Annotated in this window: 21 protein-coding genes; 1 reads left to right on the top strand and 20 read right to left on the bottom strand. The window is 42.0% G+C overall.

Features of this window, described 5'->3' with window-relative positions:
* Positions 1–2 precede the first annotated feature (2 nt).
* From MHH40_RS12505 to prfA, 19 genes are all read right to left on the bottom strand, one after another.
* The gene (locus MHH40_RS12505; protein ID WP_003214656.1) at positions 3–869 is read right to left on the bottom strand and encodes a F0F1 ATP synthase subunit gamma; all 867 of its coding nucleotides are present in this window, start codon (positions 867–869) and stop codon (positions 3–5) included.
* Positions 870–957: 88 nt separating this feature from the next.
* On the bottom strand, positions 958–2,466 hold the full coding sequence (gene atpA / locus MHH40_RS12500; RefSeq protein ID WP_003214775.1) for a F0F1 ATP synthase subunit alpha: 1,509 nt from the start codon (positions 2,464–2,466) through the stop codon (positions 958–960).
* Between the two features lie 16 nt (positions 2,467–2,482).
* Positions 2,483–3,028 (bottom strand): F0F1 ATP synthase subunit delta, encoded by a 546-nt coding sequence (locus tag MHH40_RS12495; protein ID WP_012011549.1) that lies wholly within the window; start codon positions 3,026–3,028, stop codon positions 2,483–2,485.
* Positions 3,025–3,546 (bottom strand): F0F1 ATP synthase subunit B, encoded by a 522-nt coding sequence (atpF, locus tag MHH40_RS12490; RefSeq protein ID WP_003214532.1) that lies wholly within the window; start codon positions 3,544–3,546, stop codon positions 3,025–3,027. The genes MHH40_RS12495 and atpF overlap by 4 nt, the downstream gene beginning before the upstream one ends.
* 120 nt (positions 3,547–3,666) lie before the next feature.
* Positions 3,667–3,879 (bottom strand): F0F1 ATP synthase subunit C, encoded by a 213-nt coding sequence (atpE, locus tag MHH40_RS12485; protein WP_003214968.1) that lies wholly within the window; start codon positions 3,877–3,879, stop codon positions 3,667–3,669.
* A 48-nt stretch (positions 3,880–3,927) separates the two neighbouring features.
* Entirely contained in the window at positions 3,928–4,662 is a 735-nt protein-coding gene (gene atpB / locus MHH40_RS12480) for a F0F1 ATP synthase subunit A (protein ID WP_003215198.1), read from the bottom strand.
* Positions 4,663–4,669: 7 nt separating this feature from the next.
* Positions 4,670–5,053 (bottom strand): ATP synthase subunit I, encoded by a 384-nt coding sequence (locus tag MHH40_RS12475; protein WP_003215321.1) that lies wholly within the window; start codon positions 5,051–5,053, stop codon positions 4,670–4,672.
* Positions 5,054–5,549: 496 nt separating this feature from the next.
* Positions 5,550–6,179, bottom strand: coding sequence for a uracil phosphoribosyltransferase (gene upp, locus MHH40_RS12470; RefSeq protein WP_050944438.1), 630 nt, complete (start codon positions 6,177–6,179; stop codon positions 5,550–5,552).
* Between the two features lie 147 nt (positions 6,180–6,326).
* Positions 6,327–7,574: a serine hydroxymethyltransferase gene (gene glyA, locus MHH40_RS12465; protein WP_050944707.1), complete on the bottom strand. Its 1,248-nt coding sequence runs from the start codon at positions 7,572–7,574 to the stop codon at positions 6,327–6,329.
* 177 nt (positions 7,575–7,751) lie between these two features.
* Positions 7,752–8,291, bottom strand: coding sequence for a TIGR01440 family protein (locus MHH40_RS12460; protein ID WP_003214786.1), 540 nt, complete (start codon positions 8,289–8,291; stop codon positions 7,752–7,754).
* 12 nt (positions 8,292–8,303) lie between these two features.
* Positions 8,304–8,753, bottom strand: coding sequence for a ribose 5-phosphate isomerase B (rpiB, locus tag MHH40_RS12455; RefSeq protein ID WP_050944439.1), 450 nt, complete (start codon positions 8,751–8,753; stop codon positions 8,304–8,306).
* 140 nt (positions 8,754–8,893) lie between these two features.
* The gene (locus MHH40_RS12450; RefSeq protein WP_050944440.1) at positions 8,894–9,352 is read right to left on the bottom strand and encodes a low molecular weight protein arginine phosphatase; all 459 of its coding nucleotides are present in this window, start codon (positions 9,350–9,352) and stop codon (positions 8,894–8,896) included.
* 63 nt (positions 9,353–9,415) lie between these two features.
* Positions 9,416–9,970 (bottom strand): manganese efflux pump MntP, encoded by a 555-nt coding sequence (locus MHH40_RS12445; RefSeq protein WP_050944441.1) that lies wholly within the window; start codon positions 9,968–9,970, stop codon positions 9,416–9,418.
* A 60-nt stretch (positions 9,971–10,030) separates the two neighbouring features.
* Positions 10,031–11,083 carry an L-threonylcarbamoyladenylate synthase gene (locus MHH40_RS12440; RefSeq protein ID WP_080984762.1) on the bottom strand — a complete coding sequence of 351 codons (1,053 nt, stop codon included), beginning with the start codon at positions 11,081–11,083 and terminating at the stop codon, positions 10,031–10,033.
* Positions 11,084–11,244: 161 nt separating this feature from the next.
* Positions 11,245–11,688, bottom strand: coding sequence for a GNAT family N-acetyltransferase (locus tag MHH40_RS12435; RefSeq protein WP_003215151.1), 444 nt, complete (start codon positions 11,686–11,688; stop codon positions 11,245–11,247).
* A 63-nt stretch (positions 11,689–11,751) separates the two neighbouring features.
* Positions 11,752–12,408, bottom strand: coding sequence for a stage II sporulation protein R (spoIIR, locus tag MHH40_RS12430; RefSeq protein WP_340901151.1), 657 nt, complete (start codon positions 12,406–12,408; stop codon positions 11,752–11,754).
* Positions 12,409–12,526: 118 nt separating this feature from the next.
* On the bottom strand, positions 12,527–13,006 hold the full coding sequence (locus MHH40_RS12425) for a hypothetical protein (RefSeq protein WP_003214608.1): 480 nt from the start codon (positions 13,004–13,006) through the stop codon (positions 12,527–12,529).
* A gap of 142 nt (positions 13,007–13,148) precedes the next feature.
* Positions 13,149–14,033, bottom strand: coding sequence for a peptide chain release factor N(5)-glutamine methyltransferase (prmC, locus tag MHH40_RS12420; RefSeq protein WP_340901150.1), 885 nt, complete (start codon positions 14,031–14,033; stop codon positions 13,149–13,151).
* Positions 14,023–15,090 (bottom strand): peptide chain release factor 1, encoded by a 1,068-nt coding sequence (gene prfA, locus MHH40_RS12415; RefSeq protein WP_050944445.1) that lies wholly within the window; start codon positions 15,088–15,090, stop codon positions 14,023–14,025. Before prfA ends, prmC begins: the two co-directional genes overlap by 11 nt.
* Positions 15,091–15,300: 210 nt before the next feature.
* On the opposite strand from prfA, the gene racA reads away from it, so the two are divergent.
* Positions 15,301–15,849, top strand: coding sequence for a chromosome-anchoring protein RacA (gene racA, locus MHH40_RS12410; protein ID WP_340901149.1), 549 nt, complete (start codon positions 15,301–15,303; stop codon positions 15,847–15,849).
* A gap of 35 nt (positions 15,850–15,884) precedes the next feature.
* Here the strand turns inward: racA and MHH40_RS12405 are convergent, their stop codons facing one another.
* A complete protein-coding gene (locus tag MHH40_RS12405) occupies positions 15,885–16,841 on the bottom strand; it encodes an AEC family transporter (protein ID WP_003214757.1) in 957 nt (318 codons plus the stop codon).
* Between the last annotated feature and the right edge of the window lie 51 nt (positions 16,842–16,892).

Here is a 16,892-nt window from a genome sequence, read left to right as displayed (position 1 = left end):
TTCTATTCTAAGGCAGCTGCTCCGCCGACAATTTCTGTAATCTCTTGTGTAATCGCTGCTTGACGAGCACGGTTGTAAGAGAGTGTCAGGCCGTCGATCAATTCCTTTGCGTTGTCTGTTGCACTCTTCATTGCTGTCATCCTTGCAGCATGTTCACTTGCTTTGCTGTCAAGAAGCGCACCGAAAATCAAACTCTCTGCATATTGAGGAAGGAGAACTTCAAGAATTTCTTCTTCAGAAGGCTCAAACTCATAAGATGCGGAACGTTTATTGGGTGTCGCTGCGGCCGAAATGTCCGTTAGCGGCAATAATTTCTTCTCTGTTACTTCTTGTGAAATGGCACTGACAAAGTGGTTGTAGAACATGTAAAGTTCGTCAAACGCTTCATCAGAGAACATTTGAACTGTACTGCTTGCTAATTCTTTAATATCAGCAAACGCTACTTCGTCTCCCAGCCCTGTGACTTCAGAAATAACTGGAATACCGCGCTTTTTGAAGAAGTCGCGTCCGATTTTACCAATCACAATCACCGCATATTCATCAGCAGATTGATGACGAGATTGAATGGTTTGGTAAGCGGCACGCAAAATCGAGCTGTTAAAAGGTCCTGCAAGTCCTCGATCAGATGTAATGACGAGATACCCTGTTTTCTTGACAGGTCTTGAAAGAAGCATTGGGTGCTTAGCACTTGTTCCAGTTGCGATTGCAGCAACGACTTCCTGGATTTTTTCCATGTAAGGAACAAAAGACTTCGCATTGTTTTCAGCACGATTCAGTTTCGCAGCTGATACCATTTGCATCGCTTTTGTGATCTGACTCGATTTTTTCGTTGACGTGATCCTTGACTTTATATCGCGTAATGAGGCCAAAGATTTCACCACCTTTTTTCAGGAATCCGTGTTCATTTACGTGAAAAGAGAGAAAAAGAGAATCTTTTTCTCTCGGAAAGATTACTAATTAGTTGCTTGGTGCAAACGTACGTTTAAAGCCTTCGATTGCTGTATTCCACTCTTCATCAGCAGGCATGTTTCCTGTTTGAGAGATCGTGTCAAACAAGCCTTTATGGTTTTCTTCAATGTACATGAATAACTCAGCTTCGAAACGTTTGACATCAGCAATCGCGACATCGTCTAAATATCCTCTTGTAAGTGCATAAAGAATCGCTACTTGTTTTTCAACTTTAAGCGGTTTGTTCAAGTCTTGTTTTAAGACTTCAACTGTTCTAGCACCACGGTTTAATTTTGCTTGAGTCGCTTGGTCTAGATCAGATCCAAATTGAGCGAATGCTTCAAGCTCACGATAAGAAGCAAGATCCAGACGAAGTGTACCTGCTACCTTTTTCATCGCTTTGATTTGTGCAGAACCACCTACACGGGATACAGACAATCCTGCGTTTACTGCTGGACGTACGCCTGAGAAGAAGAGGTCAGATTGTAAGAAAATCTGTCCATCTGTGATTGAAATAACGTTTGTTGGGATATATGCAGAGATATCGCCAGCTTGCGTTTCTACGAAAGGCAATGCTGTGATAGAACCGCCACCCTTTTCGTCACTAAGCTTCGCTGCACGCTCTAATAAACGAGAGTGAAGATAGAAAACATCACCAGGGAATGCCTCACGACCTGGAGGACGACGAAGCAATAATGAAAGCTCACGGTAAGCTGCCGCTTGTTTAGAAAGGTCATCATATACAACAAGTACGTGCTTGCCGTTATACATGAATTCCTCACCCATCGTTACACCTGCATAAGGAGCAAGGTAAAGAAGTGGGGCTGGCTGTGATGCAGAAGCTGTGACTACAATTGTGTAATCAAGCGCACCATGCTTACGAAGTGTTTCAACAACACCACGAACCGTTGATTCCTTTTGTCCGATTGCTACATAAATACAGATCATGTCTTGATCTTTTTGGTTTAGGATCGTATCAATTGCAACAGATGTTTTACCTGTTTGACGGTCACCAATGATCAATTCACGCTGTCCGCGTCCGATTGGAATCAAGGCATCAATTGCTTTAATCCCTGTTTGAAGCGGCTCATGAACAGATTTACGATCCATAACGCCTGGTGCTTCACTTTCGATTGGACGAGTTTTGCTTGTTAAAATTGGACCTAGTCCATCAACAGGCTGACCAAGTGGGTTCACAATACGTCCGATTAACTCTTCACCAACTGGAACCTCCATGATACGACCTGTACGTTTTACATCGTCACCTTCGCGGATATCTTTGTAAGGTCCTAAAATAACGATACCTACGTTAGACTCCTCAAGGTTTTGAGCCATACCCATTACACCGTTAGAGAACTCAACCAGCTCTCCTGCCATAATGTTGTCAAGGCCATGTACACGCGCGATACCGTCCCCTACTTGGATGACTGTACCGACATCTTTTACTTCAATTTCAGATTGATAGTTTTGGATTTGCTGCTTTATCAGCGCGCTAATCTCTTCAGCTTTGATACTCACTAAGGTTTCACCCCTTCTAACGATTTTCGCCTGCAAGCTGACGTTCAATGCGGGAAAGCTTTCCGCTGACACTGCCGTCATAAATGCGGTTTCCGATACGGATTTTCACTCCACCTATTAGATCCTTGTCAATCACATTTTCAACACGCAGTGATGTGACTCCGGCTTTTTTGGCAAATACTTCAGATAAAGATTGAATTTCAGCACCGCTCAGCGGTTTCACTGAATACACGATCGCATCGTCTATTTGTTTCGTGCGGTTTGCCAGTTTCACAAACTCAGACGTCATTTCAGAGAAAATATTCGTGCGTCCGCGGTCAATCAATAAATACATTGTGTGCAATACATGTGTCGAAACACCTTTGAAAGCTTCTGCAATCAAATGTTTCTTTTTGTCTGCCGTAATCTTTGGATGAACAAGAAAGTCATTCAATTCTTGGTCAGCCTTTAGAACTTTTTTGATCTCATTCAGCTCTTTTTCAGTTTCGTCTACTGCCGAAGAAGCAAGAACGATGTCAAAAAGAGCAGAAGCGTAACGCTTAGAGACAATAGTCACGCTCATCGGCTTTCGCCTGCCTCTTTAAGATACTCTTGAATCAATTTCTCTTGTGCTTGCTCATCAAGTTCTCTTTCAATCACTTTAGATGCAATAAGTACAGATAGTGATGCAACCTGCTCGCGCAGTGCAGCCACAGCTTGTTCTTTTTCTTTCACGATTTCAGTTCTAGCAGACTCTTTCAAGCGCTCTGACTCTTGACGTGCTGCTTGAATGATCTCTTCTTTTTGTTTCTCACCAATCTTTTTCGCATTTTCGATGAGTGTATGTGATTCTTCGCGTGCTTCTTTCAATAAGACACGTTGTTCTTCAAGAAGCTTTTCAGCTTGAACGTGCTTTTGTTCAGCACTTGAAATTTCATTTCCTATATAATCTTCACGCTGTTTCATAATCCCTAATAAAGGCTTAAGCGCAAATTTCTTTAAAAGTGCAAGCAAGATGAGCATAGCGATCAGCTGGAATATCATATCCCCGGCGTTGAAACTTAAGCCACCTGCTCCTAAAACCACTGGTAACTGAGACATTTAGTACGGCAACTCCCTTCTTTAAATAATATGTTAAGAAACAAAACATAAAGGAATGGCGAAGTTTCGAACTAATCTGATCTTCGCCATTAAAATTCATATTAGAACGCTTCTCACATATTAACCAAAGAATGCCAAGAATGCGATAACGACAGCGATAATTGGAAGTGCCTCAACTAAAGCTACCCCGATGAACATAAGAGTTCTTAGTTCTCTACCAGCTTCTGGCTGACGAGCGATTCCTTCAACTGTTTTAGATACGATTAGACCGTTACCAATACCTGCTCCTAGTGCTCCCAAACCGATTGCAATTGCTGCTGCTATTAAATTCATTAAAAAGCTCCTCCTTTAAAATAACGTCCTTTTTGGACTCTCAATTTTTTAGTGTTCGTCGCTGACTTTATGAGAAATGTACACCATTGTCAGCATGGTGAAGATAAATGCTTGGATTGTTCCGACAAACAAACTAAATGCCTGCCATACAATCATCGGCACGATGGCACCTAATGTACCAACGATACCAAGCGCAATGTTTTGCGTGTAGAAATTGGTCGCAAGTCCTGCAAGCAAACCAAGAAGAATCTCTCCAGCAAAAATGTTTCCATAAAGACGCAAACCAAGTGTTAGCGTGTTTGCAAATTCTTCAATAAGTTTCAATGGTACTAAAAGCGGAATTGGTCTAAAGTAGTCTTTCGTATATTCCTTGACTCCTTTTGCCTTGACACCGTAGTAATGTGTCAATCCCATGACCATAATCGCTAGTGTCATTGTAATTGCAGGGTCTGCTGTTGGTGATTTCCACCACAAGTTGTGATCGACCGTAATCGAAAATGGCAGTCCAAGCATGTTTGAAACAAATATGTACATGAGTAATGTAACGCCAAGCGCTAGAAATGGGGCTCCTGTTTTCATGTCCATCGAACTACCTATGATATTTCGAACAAAATCAACAATCCATTCCATGAAGTTCTGCGCCTTTGTCGGACGAATAGACAGAACACGAGTAGTCAGCACCGCTATGAGAAGAACGATGATACTAGCAATCGTAATCATGAGAACATTGGATAAGTTGAACGTTAACCCTAAAAATTCTGTCGTTTTTGAACTGTGACCCAAAGAGTATTCACCTCTCTTCCATAGTAGAACGTTTAAGTTGAATGAAGGAATCTATCATAATGACAGGATATATTGTCATTAATCCTATAACAACACCTGCCAGATGAACTTCATTAGGGTAACGCCAAGCAATCGCTACTGCGAGAATTGCGTTGGCCCACCTGGCTGTACTTCCCATTGAACGAATGGATTTTCCTTTTTTAACCGCTCGATCAAAAGCGTGCATTCTCCGTATAAGTAGGAATAAATTAAAGAAAGCAAAAATTGTGCCGATAATCAAACCAAGAAACAGTGGTTTAAAACCAGGCATGGCATAGCCAAACACAAAAATTGCCAATAGATAGAACATGTATTTACTCTGTCTGCGGAAAATCGCGTTTGGATCGTTCATTCATCTGACTCCCGATGAAAAATATTGTAAAAAAGGTAATAAATGGTGATGAAAACTGCGTAGAAGACGCTTATGATAAGCAGTCCTGTTCGAAAAAAATCAATCACCCATCGGTCTAATTGCACAATCAGACTTGAAATCTAAAGATCTATGGGATGTTGCTTCATTCGCTGATACAAACCCTGATAATTAAAGGGTTCACAATGAGGATTAGTAGAGTGCTATAGGCTATGAAAACCTTACCATAATACCCTCGTTTAGCATACAATAGCGTCTATGATGTGTCAATCCGTTGAAAGTTAAAAAACTTTTCTATAATGATAGAGCACACAAAATGTTCACAATTTCATCAAACTTTAGGAGACACGTGACATTCATTGAAAAAAACAGCTAATGTTCAGTATACATTGATTTTTCTAAGAACGATATCAACCGTTTGTCATATATTTCAAAAAGCCCACATGCATGTTTGCATGTGGGCTTTTATTAAAACATGTTATTTCGTTCCATACATACGATCACCGGCATCACCAAGACCTGGGATAATGTATCCTTTTTCGTTTAATTTCTCATCTAATGCTGCAATGTAGATATCAACGTCAGGATGGTGCTTTTGCATTTCTTCTACACCTTCAGGAGCAGCAATCAGACACATGAAGCGAATGTTTTTCGCTCCGCGTTTTTTCAAGCTGTTCAATGCTTCGACTGCTGAACCGCCAGTTGCAAGCATTGGATCTACTACGATAAATTCACGCTCTTCCACATCAGATGGAAGCTTCACATAATATTCAACAGGCTTTAATGTTTTCGGATCACGGTATAAACCGACATGTCCCACTTTAGCAGCTGGAATGAGGTTCAAAATCCCGTCCACCATACCAAGACCTGCTCTTAAAATTGGCACAACACCGAGTTTCTTCCCTGAGATCACGTTTGATTTTGCTACTTGTACAGGTGTTTCTACATCTACCTCTTCAAGCGGTAAGTCTCTTGTGATTTCAAATGCCATTAATGTTGCGACTTCATCCACTAGCTCTCTAAATTCTTTTGTTCCTGTATGAACGTCACGAATATATGTAAGTTTGTGTTGAATAAGCGGGTGATCAAATACATAAACCTTTGCCATTGCTTGCTACAACTCCTTTTCTGTCATCTTCCGGTGAACTTTGCACACTTCCTACAATTCTACATAAAAAGACATCATCTTTCAATATGATTCGCAAATCCTACAAAAAAAACCCACATGCCAAAAATAGGCAAATGGGTCTGCTTTTTAATAATCTAATTCGTTATATAAAGGGAAGCGGGCAGTCAGATCAGATACACGCTTTTTCGCTTCTTCTAATTTCGCTTCATCTTCATGATGTTTTAGAGCAAGCGCAATAATGGAACCGACTTCTTTCATTGCCTCTTGATCGAAACCGCGGCTTGTCACTGCTGCTGTACCAACACGTACACCACTTGTGACAAAAGGTTTTTCTGGATCATAAGGAATCGCATTTTTGTTCACTGTAATACCGATTTCATCAAGAACATTTTCTGCAATTTTTCCTGTGATACCAAGAGAACGCAAATCGATGAGAACAAGATGGTTATCCGTTCCACCGGACACAAGCTGAATATCTTCAGATAAAAGGGTTTCAGCTAGCTGCTTTGCATTGTCAATGACGTTTTGTGCATATGTTTTGAAATCTCCGTTCAATATTTCACCGAAAGAAACAGCTTTTGCAGAGATGACATGCATCAGTGGTCCACCTTGAATACCAGGGAAGATCGATTTGTCGATCTTTTTACCAAACTCTTCACGGCATAGAATCATTCCGCCGCGAGGTCCACGTAATGTTTTGTGAGTCGTCGTTGTCACAAAATCTGCATAAGGAACTGGATTTGGATGAAGACCTACTGCAACAAGACCTGCAATGTGAGCCATGTCGACCATAAAGTAAGCACCGACTTCATCCGCAATCTCACGGAACTTTTTGAAATCAATTTGACGTGGGTATGCACTTGCACCCGCAACAATTAGCTTTGGCTTATGTTCACGTGCTTTTTCAAGTACATCTTGATAGTCGATATGTTGCGTTTCTTTATCAACACCATATTCTACAAAGTTGTACTGTACACCACTAAAGTTAACAGGGCTTCCGTGCGTTAAATGCCCGCCATGTGATAAGTTCATACCTAGCACTGTATCGCCATGCTCAAGAATGGTAAAGTATACGGCCATGTTCGCTTGAGCACCTGAGTGAGGCTGTACGTTCACATACTCAGCGCCAAAAATTTCTTTTGCGCGGTCACGTGCGATATCTTCTACAACGTCTACATGTTCACAACCGCCATAGTAGCGTTTACCAGGGTAGCCCTCTGCATATTTGTTTGTTAATACAGAGCCCTGCGCTTCCATGACTGCTTCGCTTACAAAGTTTTCTGATGCAATTAATTCAATTTTGTCTTGCTGGCGTTTCCGCTCTAGTTGAATTGCCTTGAATACTTGTGCGTCTTGCTCAGGTAAATGTTTCATCAGCGAAATCCTCTCCAATCTATTTCCATTCGATGTTTTCACCATCTCATTGTACACGGTTTTTGAGTGAAATGTAAAAGTTTTTTTGGAAAATCGACTTCTTTTTTTGCGAAAAACCGAATATTCAAGTGGTGAAGCGCCTTCATCATTCAACATTATATTAGAAATATATCTTAGCTAAGATTTTGTATAAACCGCTCGTTCTCCGCCAATCAGCTTCGGACGCGTTTTCGCAAACGTCACATGTGCATGTCCTAATTGATGACGACTAAGGCGAACAGGTACAGCGACTCTCTTTAGATGCATCCCAATGAATGTATCACCGATATCGATCCCAGCATGCGCCTCGATGGATTCAACTAACACAGGATGTTCCATGTGCTGATACGCATGAGCCGCCATCGAACCACCCGCCTTTCGGACAGGTACTGCCGCCACAATCTCTAGATTAAGCCGGAAAGCCACTTCTTCCTCCACAACAAGAGCACGATTCAAATGCTCACAGCACTGGAAAGCGACCTCAATGCCGGTCTCTCGTCTTAGCTGATCCAATTCTTGATAAATGGACGCAGCTATTTGCTCACTTCCTGCTGTCCCAATATGCTCACCAGCCACTTCTGATGTACTGCAGCCGATCACTAAGATTTGCCCAGCACGCAGTTCGACCATTTGATGAAACTCTTTTAACATTTCAAGCCAATCTTGACCAATGTTCATGTTAAGCGCTCCTTATAGGTGCTTTTCTTCGTAATTAGCGATCTTACCAATCCGTACAGCATGTCGTCCTGCCGTAAATTCTGTTGTCAGCCAAATGTGTGCAATCTCACGTGCTAATCCAGGTCCAATGACTCGTTCTCCCATTGCAAGGACGTTTGTATCATTATGTTCTCTAGTCGCTTTCGCACTAAATGTATCATGTGCCAGCGCGCAGCGAATTCCTTTTACTTTGTTTGCTGAGATACTCATACCGATGCCTGTCCCGCAAATTAAAATGCCGCGGTCCACTTCTCCGTTTGCCACCATGTTAGCTACAGGAAAAGCATAATCTGGGTAGTCTACAGAACCTGATCCACATTCACAACCCATATCAATGTATTCAATCTTCAATTCATCCATCAGTTGTTTGATTTCTTCACGAATATTCGTTCCGCCGTGATCGGATGCAATAGCTACTTTCATCGGGCAATTCCTCCTAAGGGTGAGTTGATCTGTTATGCCTTACATTTATTCTTTATTTACAGTTATATTTTAACCTCTGCTTAGTCATTTGCAAACAAAAGCAGAAAAACCGTTGATGCAACGGTTTTACAGGTTGTCCATTATGAGGACGTCTGATCCTTTTTCAATTTCTCAGCCAGCTGCTGGAGCAATGCTTCAAGTTCATCACGTGTTTCCTGATAAACAGACAGGCTTCCTCCAAATGGATCGGATACATCGCCTTCTGTCCCTGTCGCGAATTCCTTTAGAGTGAAAATCTTGTCTTTTGCATGTGCATATTGCTCCACAATCAACTGTTTATGCTGCATGGTCATGGTGAAGACGTAATCAGCTTCTCGCAGAAGATCCTCTGTCAGTTTTGCTGAAGAGTGATTCAGTGGAATGCTTTTCTCAAATAGTGCTTCGACCGCTTGAGGAGAAGCCTTCCCAGCATCTGAGGCAAAAATGCCCGCTGATTTAACAGTGACCTCTAAACCTTTCTCTTGTGCAATTGAAGCAAAAAGGGCTTGAGCCATCGGACTTCTGCATGTATTTCCCGTACAAACAAATAAGATTTTCATCTTTCGCCCTCCTTTTCTTCTATTATATAGCATTTCATTCTACATGTTATGTAAGGAGACTGACTAGAGCGGAAATAATAATTTGATACCAAAGGCTAGTAAAATGATTCCGCCAAGCGCTCCGCTATATGATCCCACCCATGAACGGACCTGTTTACCGAGTAATAATCCAAGCCATGTGAGGATCATACTAAAAAAACCAAACAATAAAATGGTCATCCATACGCGAGAACCGTAAATTCCGAGACTTAAACCAACGGAAAAACTATCTAAGCTGACACTTGTTGCAAAAAGAACAAGACCAGCGCCAACAGGTGCGATAAATGGTTTATCTTCTTTGCGAATAGACGCAATGATCATTTGCAGCCCGAGCACCAAAAGCAGCGCCCCGCCGATATAGGTGGCAAGGAGACCGAGCCAGCCTGATAGGAGCTGACCTGTTAGCATGCCAAAAAGCGGCATAAACATATGAAATATCCCAATGACAAGTCCAATATAAATGATCTGGCGGAACCTCAGCTGAATCATTCCCATGCCAAGTCCAACCGAAAAAGCATCCATCCCCAGTGCAAAAGCCATGATGCTGAGCGTCAGCAATTCGCCAGCTAGTTCGTACATGTAAATCCCCCTTGGACACGCATTCTCCTTTAACCTATGTTTGTCCAAGAAGGGTTAGAACTATTTGAATGAAGAGAGAGTGCGCCCTCCTGCCGCTTTTTGCAGACGGTTCATAATTGCTGAACCAACCCCCTGCTCTGAAAAGGATTCTGAAATAATGACATCTACATCTGTCTCATCAAATTGTCTTAGTACACGATATAAGTTTGCCGCTATCGTTTCAGGTTTTTCTCTCCACCCACAGCTGAAAACAACATCTGCCACAAACAACGATTTCTTTTCTTCTGTTGTCAGCACGCCAACTTTGAAACCTTCCGCCTGGTATGTTTGAATGTGACGCTGCATCTCTTCATCACTTCCAAAAAAGAGATACATCTTAGCTTCAGGGGCGTAGTGTGTGTATTTCATCCCTGGCGATACAGGCGCTTCGTCCTTTTTTGTCAGCCCTGGGTCAATACTAACCGTTCCTACTACCTCTTCTAAAGCTTCTTTTGTAATCCCGCCCGGCCTTAGGATGACTGGAATCTCGTCGACACAGGATACAACCGTTGACTCAACGCCAATACCAGTTGAACCACCATCGACAATTCCAGCGATTCTTCCATCGAGATCACTCGCTACATGGTCAGCTTGTGTTGGTGATGGTTTGCCTGAACGGTTGGCACTTGGTGCGGCAATCGGCAGGCCAGCCGTTCGGATGAGCTCAAGCGCAATCGGATGGTCAGGCATTCTCACACCGACCGTGGATAAACCTGCCGTGACCTGCTTTGATAAAGTGCCCGGCTTACACGGAAGAACAATGGTTAATGCACCCGGCCAAAAGGCATCCATCAATGCCTTTGCTTTTTCGCTTTCTATTTGCGCAAATTCATGAAGCTGCTCAATTGCCGCAATGTGGACAATCAATGGATTGTCACTTGGACGCCCTTTCGCTTCATATATTTTCATGACAGCTTCTGTCTCTTTCGCATTAGCCCCTAGTCCATACACCGTCTCTGTCGGAAAAGCGACCACTTCGTTTTGCTGCAATAACAACGCTGCCTGTTCAATTTGTGGATAGTATGTGGATAAATTCTTTTCTAAATCCACAGACCACCTTCTTGTATTTAACATCATACAAACTCCTTTTAAAAAAGATAAAACTGTTGATATATCTCAATTATCCTTTTGAAAGTATAAAAGATGATGATCAATAAAACAAGCGTTGTCCACAATTTGTGGATAACGCTTGTTTAACGGTGGATAAGTATGTGTATAAGTTCAATATATTGTGATTAACTGGCTTTTTTTTGAAGAACCACTGCCTGTTCTTTCGCTAAGATCTCTTTTGCATGTGCAGATACCCACATGCTTTCTGGAATATCCTCTAAAGCCGTGAAGCCCATCAATGCCAAAAAGTCATGTGAGGAGGAATGGTTGGCGACGACATAAAACGTATCCACACCTATTTTCCCTCCGAGCGTTTGAACACTTTGGAACAAAGATACGATGTGTCCCTGACCTAGTTTATCTGATATGACAAGAGACCGCAGCAGGCCCTCTTGTTCACTAAGCTGTTCAAGACCTAAACACCCTGCCAGCTGACCTTCTGCATCTTCCATGACAACAAATGTCGTACGCTCTGCAAGCGTGACGCCGCCTTTCGCTTGTCCTTTTTCAAGAAAAGCATTGATCGCTGGGGCATCTTCTTCTGTGGCTATTCTTAATTGATAAAACATGCTTTCACCTCTTTTTGATCTCTTACTTCAACTCTATGAGGCAAAAACAGATTTATACCTTTTTTAGGAGAAAAGACTAGAGACCCATTCGAATAAAAAGAATTTCACTTCACCCGTCTCTTCTTTCTCTTCTTTGACCACTTCATTCACAGACTCATCTGTTTGCTGTGCTGTCACTTCGGTATCCCCATCCCCCTCTGGCGACGCGATGGCTTCTCCATTTGAAAAATCGATAAAGCAGAGCGGCGGGAATAACACACACCACCAATTGGCTCCATCCCCTTCTCCAAGCGTAATTAAAATGGCTTCATATTTCCCTGCAGGATAGACGAAATTTCCATAGAGCTTTGTTGGAAATGAGGCTTTTTGAAAACTGACTGATACGGATTGATCAATGTGCTGCTCCTTCAATTTCGCTTTGGCAATGCGATTGATTTCTGGCAGCTTGGACCGAATCACACGTCTTGCTTCTTCAATGGATGTAAGGTCTTTGACCCATTCTGTCATATTGGCATTGACTTCGTCTCGAATGCTTCTTTTCACATCCTGATCTGCTGAACGATCACTATTTGCTAAAATGCGTAATCGAATGGATTCCTCTGGTATCACAACAGGCTGATTTGCAGAAGCAGCCGCTGTCTCCTCTCTGCCAAGGTTTGCAAAAGCACCGCATAATAATAGAAACATATAAAGACAAATCATCATTTTACTTTTAAACATGATGTGTTCCCCCCACTTTTTCTCTTCGCTACAAACATTGTGTCCAGGAAACCCATCTCATAAACAGGAAAAATGATTTTTTTAATAGATTATGAGTCAAATGAAAAAAACTGTTCCATTAAGAACGGCTTTGGAGTGAGGATTGGTAATCGGAAGGATACAGTCTTCCATCCCAATCTCGGCTGATTTTTAACCCTGCATCTGTTTTGATGACAGTCATTGCTCCTTTTTTCTTGATTTCTTTTTTGACTTTTCCGTTCTGATTAATAAATTGAATCATCATTTCATAGTTAAATTCAATTCTGTCATCGCTTTCATCTGAAGGCGTAAACGTAATTTTCTTCAGCTTAATTTGACAATCTTGATCCTTTGCTGCTTCTAACACGCTCGGGAACATGCTGTCTTGTGTATATTCTTGATATTCATGCTCGGTTAAATAAGACTTCAGCTTCTCCTTCATGTCAGTTAGGTCATCTGTTCGATTCACTGTGTATTGTGCTTTTTTATAGCTTTCTCCAAATGCTGCTGCTTCTTTTTTAAAGCTCGGTTTGCCACAAGCACTCACAATCAATAGTACACTGACGATGACCAACACCATCGCATACCTTCTGTTCACACCATTCGCTCCTTCAAAACAAATTTATGTAAAAAAATCATGATCAGAATGTTCATTCTTCTATATATACGTTTCTCTTTTACCATAAGTTTCATCTTTACATAATAAAATAGTCCGACTTTATTCAGCCGGACTTTCCGTTTTGAATGTGTGCGCAAACAGCTCGGTCTTTCTCGTTAATATCCTTGACGATGCGGACATCTGCCGCGGGAAATGACTGCAAGAGAAGTGCTTTTACATCTTGCCCTTGCGTATGTCCAATTTCAAAGACAACGACCGCCTGCTTATGAAGTACATGGTGAAGATCACGAATGAGACGCTTATAAAACCACAGACCATCACGTCCATCTGTCAGCGCATTTACTGGCTCATGCTTCGTAACCACCTCTGACAAGCTGTCCATTTCTTCTGCCGCAATATAAGGTGGATTGGAAATAAACAGATCCACTTTGATGCCCTGATCCTTGATAGGTTCGAGTAAGTCCCCTTGTAAAAAATGAACGTCTGCACCTAGCGCTTGCTGATTCCGCTTTGCTACCGCAAGTGCTTCATGTGAAATATCCGTTGCTGTGACAGATAGTGTTTCTTTTTCAAGAGCGAGCGTAATCGCAATTGCCCCGCTTCCGGTGCCAACGTCTACTGCTTTGAGCGGCTGATCGTGCGGGAAGATGTCACTCATCAAATTCAGCGCCGCCAAAACGACCTCTTCCGTTTCAGGGCGAGGAATGAGAACATGTTTGTTCACCTCGAAGGGACGGCCGTAAAAAAATTCAATACCTGTTAGATGCTGAACAGGCACGCCTTTCTTGTGCTGCGTGACAAACTCGCTGAATAACCGATCTTGCTCCTCTGGCAGCTGATCATGAAAACGTGCAAGAAGTTCACTTCTGCTTAAGTCCAGTACATGCAACAAAAGGAGCTCTGCTGCGTTTTGGTCTCTACCGGCTTCCGTTAACAAAGAAGAAGCCCATTTAAGGGCTTCAAAGTTGGTACGCTGATTATTTTGCATTTTGAAGCTTTCTTGCTTGGTCTTCCATAATTAATGCATCTATGACCTCGTCAAGTTTTCCTTCTAAAATTTGATCAAGCTTTTGAATCGTTAATCCGATGCGGTGGTCTGTTACACGGTTTTGTGGGAAGTTGTACGTACGGATACGCTCTGAACGATCCCCTGTTCCAACAGCAGATTTACGCGTTTGATCATATTCAGCCTGTGCTTCACGCTGGAATTTATCATAAATTCTCGCACGTAATACTTTCATGGCTTTTTCTTTGTTTTTGATTTGTGATTTCTCATCCTGACAGGAAACAACCACGCCTGTTGGAAGGTGAGTTAATCGAACAGCAGACATGGTTGTGTTAACACTTTGTCCGCCAGGCCCGCTTGATGTGAAAGTATCTACACGGATGTCTTTTTCGTGGATATCAATTTCAACTTCTTCAGCCTCGGGCAAGACAGCAACTGTCGCTGTTGATGTATGAATCCGTCCGCCTGATTCCGTTTCCGGAACACGCTGCACGCGGTGTGCACCGTTTTCAAACTTTAGTTTGGAATATGCGCCTTTCCCGCTAATCATAAAGATAATCTCTTTATAACCGCCAGTTCCAGTCACATTCGCTTCCATTACTTCTGTTTTCCAGCCCTGCATTTCAGCATAACGGCTGTACATACGGTAAAGATTTCCAGCAAAAAGCGCGGCCTCTTCTCCTCCTGCTGCACCACGAACCTCCACAATAACGTTTTTGTTGTCATTCGGATCTTTCGGGATCAGCAAGATTTTCAGCTCGTCTTCTAAACGTTCCGTTTCCTCTGTGAGCTCTGAAATTTCTTCTTTGACCATGTCGCGCATCTCGGCATCCAGCTTTTCTTCCAGCATTGCTTTCGCTTCGCTCAACTGGTCGTATGCCGCACGATATTGTCTATATACCTCAACAGTTTCTTGAATATCAGATTGTTCCTTCGAATATTCACGAAGCTTCTTAGGGTCGTTCACCACTTCAGGGTCACTTAAATATTCATTTAGCTTTTCATAGCGTTCTTCAATTGATTTTAAACGGTCTAACATGGTCTTCACCTCTGTTTTGTGCGTAACAGTCTAATTATAGTATAGCGGGGTATGACAGTCAAAAAAATTTCCAAAACAATTGATTTTCTGCAATTTTCCGCTAGAAAACACGATCTTTGGCGATTGGTTACTTGTTTTGTCTAACGTGAAGGAACAGTTCCTCCTTGAAGAGAATGGTACTTATAATTGAAAAAAGGGAGGGCATTTGGTTTGAATACAAATGAGGTTGCAAAAGAAATTGGCGTTTCTTCAAAAACGATTCAGCGTTGGGTTAAACAGCTCAACATCCCTGTCGCCCGGAATGAACTTGGACATTATGAATTTCATGAAGATATTGTACAGCTTCTCAAAGAAGTCAAACACCAAATGAGTGAAGGTGTGATCCTTCAAGACATTCGACTGCCAATCCACACGGAAACCGTTCAACAGTTATCGCCTGCTGCAGAAACTGCTGCCTCCACAAAGCGGATCGAAGCATTGGAAAAGCAGGTGAATCAGCTCATTCAGCAGCAATTGCACAGCACTGATGTAGAAAAACGACTGCAAGAACTCGAACGGAAACTGGCTAAAAAAGCAGATGAAGGTGTATCCTATCAGCTGCTCCAGCACCGTAGAGAAATTGAAGATCTCACCACTAAACTTGAGCGTCTTGCTGCGAGCTTGAAACAATCCTCTCAAATAGAAGAAAAAAAGGAAATCACGCACACTGACATCAAAAAAAAGCGTGCGCTCTTCCCTCTGTTTCATTCATTTCGCTAAGAAAGGCTGCCTCATGAGGCAGCCTTTCTACTTTATTATGAGGTAAGTGCAATAATGATCGGTAATGAAATTAATGACATGATTGCACTGATCACAAATGCGGATGCAGTTTCTGCTTCTTGTTTTTCAAATCGGGTTGCGATCATGGCTGCAACAGCTGAACCTGGGAAGGCAACAAGTAATACAGCTTTTGTAATTTCATCAGCCGAAAGACCCATGAAAATGGCGATAAAATACATAAGCAATGGTTGTACAGCTACTTTTAGCAATGCGATACTGAATGCTGGTAGGCTTAATTTAATTTTACGGATACCAACAGTGACACCGACTGCAAATAGCGCAACCCCTGACGTAACACTTCCAATTTCCTCTAGCATTTCATGTCCAATTTCAGGCAGTTTAAATCCTAAAAGAACAAGAATGATACTTGCTAGTGGTGCAAGTGCAAGCGGCTCTGATAAACCGTGCAAAATAGCTTTCGTCGTCATTTTAAGGAAACTTTCGCCGTCTTTGGCTTTTCCTTTTGTTTTTTCACCGACAGTTGACACAATAATCGCAATTGGATCAAGCATTGCATTTACAACTATTCCGGTAATTGCAATCGGAATTGCAACTTCTTGAGCCCCAAATAAACTGCCTAGGACTGGAATCCCCATAAATGCAAAGGTCGGTTGAGCTGAGTTTAACGAGAAAATAGATGAATTTGTTAAATCGTATTTAAAAGCAAATTTCGTAACAAGAAGGATAATGATATAAAAACCTACGATTCCTAAAATCAATGCAACGAAAAATGGAATTTGACTATAGAATTTATCTTTTGGTGTTGACAGAATGCTGGCGATAAAGTGCGCTGGCAAAGCATACTTTGTCACAAGTGTACTTACACCTTTTGCAGATTTAGCGTCATAGCTACCGAAGTGTCCTGCGAACCAACCCAGCGCGATAACGAAAAAAATCGGTGCTAGGAGGATCAAAATATTTAAAAAGTCCACCTTACTCTTCCTCCTTAAATCCTTACAAGTTTCTATTTATTGCGGCATTGT

It is taken from the genome of Bacillus sp. FSL K6-2431, assembly GCF_038005165.1.
GTDB lineage: Bacteria > Bacillota > Bacilli > Bacillales > Bacillaceae > Bacillus > Bacillus pumilus.
The sequence above is the reverse complement of the archived record's forward strand: the minus strand, read 5'-3'. Positions and strand labels throughout refer to the sequence as shown.

Bases quoted from the DNA above. Each gene is read 5' to 3' on its own strand.
- upp (WP_050944438.1), bottom strand. From the start codon at position 6,179: ATGGCAAAGGTTTATGTATTTGATCACCCGCTTATTCAACACAAACTT.
- spoIIR (WP_340901151.1), bottom strand. From the start codon at position 12,408: ATGTTTAAAAGTAAAATGATGATTTGTCTTTATATGTTTCTATTATTA.
- MHH40_RS12475 (WP_003215321.1), bottom strand. From the start codon at position 5,053: ATGAACGATCCAAACGCGATTTTCCGCAGACAGAGTAAATACATGTTC.
- prmC (WP_340901150.1), bottom strand. From the start codon at position 14,033: ATGCAAAATAATCAGCGTACCAACTTTGAAGCCCTTAAATGGGCTTCT.
- MHH40_RS12435 (WP_003215151.1), bottom strand. From the start codon at position 11,688: ATGTTTTATCAATTAAGAATAGCCACAGAAGAAGATGCCCCAGCGATC.
- MHH40_RS12450 (WP_050944440.1), bottom strand. From the start codon at position 9,352: ATGAAAATCTTATTTGTTTGTACGGGAAATACATGCAGAAGTCCGATG.
- MHH40_RS12495 (WP_012011549.1), bottom strand. From the start codon at position 3,028: ATGAGCGTGACTATTGTCTCTAAGCGTTACGCTTCTGCTCTTTTTGAC.
- atpE (WP_003214968.1), bottom strand. From the start codon at position 3,879: ATGAATTTAATAGCAGCAGCAATTGCAATCGGTTTGGGAGCACTAGGA.
- MHH40_RS12440 (WP_080984762.1), bottom strand. From the start codon at position 11,083: ATGTTAAATACAAGAAGGTGGTCTGTGGATTTAGAAAAGAATTTATCC.
- prfA (WP_050944445.1), bottom strand. From the start codon at position 15,090: ATGTTAGACCGTTTAAAATCAATTGAAGAACGCTATGAAAAGCTAAAT.
- atpF (WP_003214532.1), bottom strand. From the start codon at position 3,546: ATGTCTCAGTTACCAGTGGTTTTAGGAGCAGGTGGCTTAAGTTTCAAC.
- MHH40_RS12460 (WP_003214786.1), bottom strand. From the start codon at position 8,291: ATGAACATTGGTCAAGATTGGCTTGAAATGTTAAAAGAGTTTCATCAA.
- rpiB (WP_050944439.1), bottom strand. From the start codon at position 8,753: ATGAAAGTAGCTATTGCATCCGATCACGGCGGAACGAATATTCGTGAA.
- MHH40_RS12425 (WP_003214608.1), bottom strand. From the start codon at position 13,006: ATGGTGTTGGTCATCGTCAGTGTACTATTGATTGTGAGTGCTTGTGGC.
- MHH40_RS12445 (WP_050944441.1), bottom strand. From the start codon at position 9,970: ATGTACGAACTAGCTGGCGAATTGCTGACGCTCAGCATCATGGCTTTT.
- glyA (WP_050944707.1), bottom strand. From the start codon at position 7,574: ATGAAACATTTACCTGAGCAAGACGCACAAGTATTCAAGGCAATTCAA.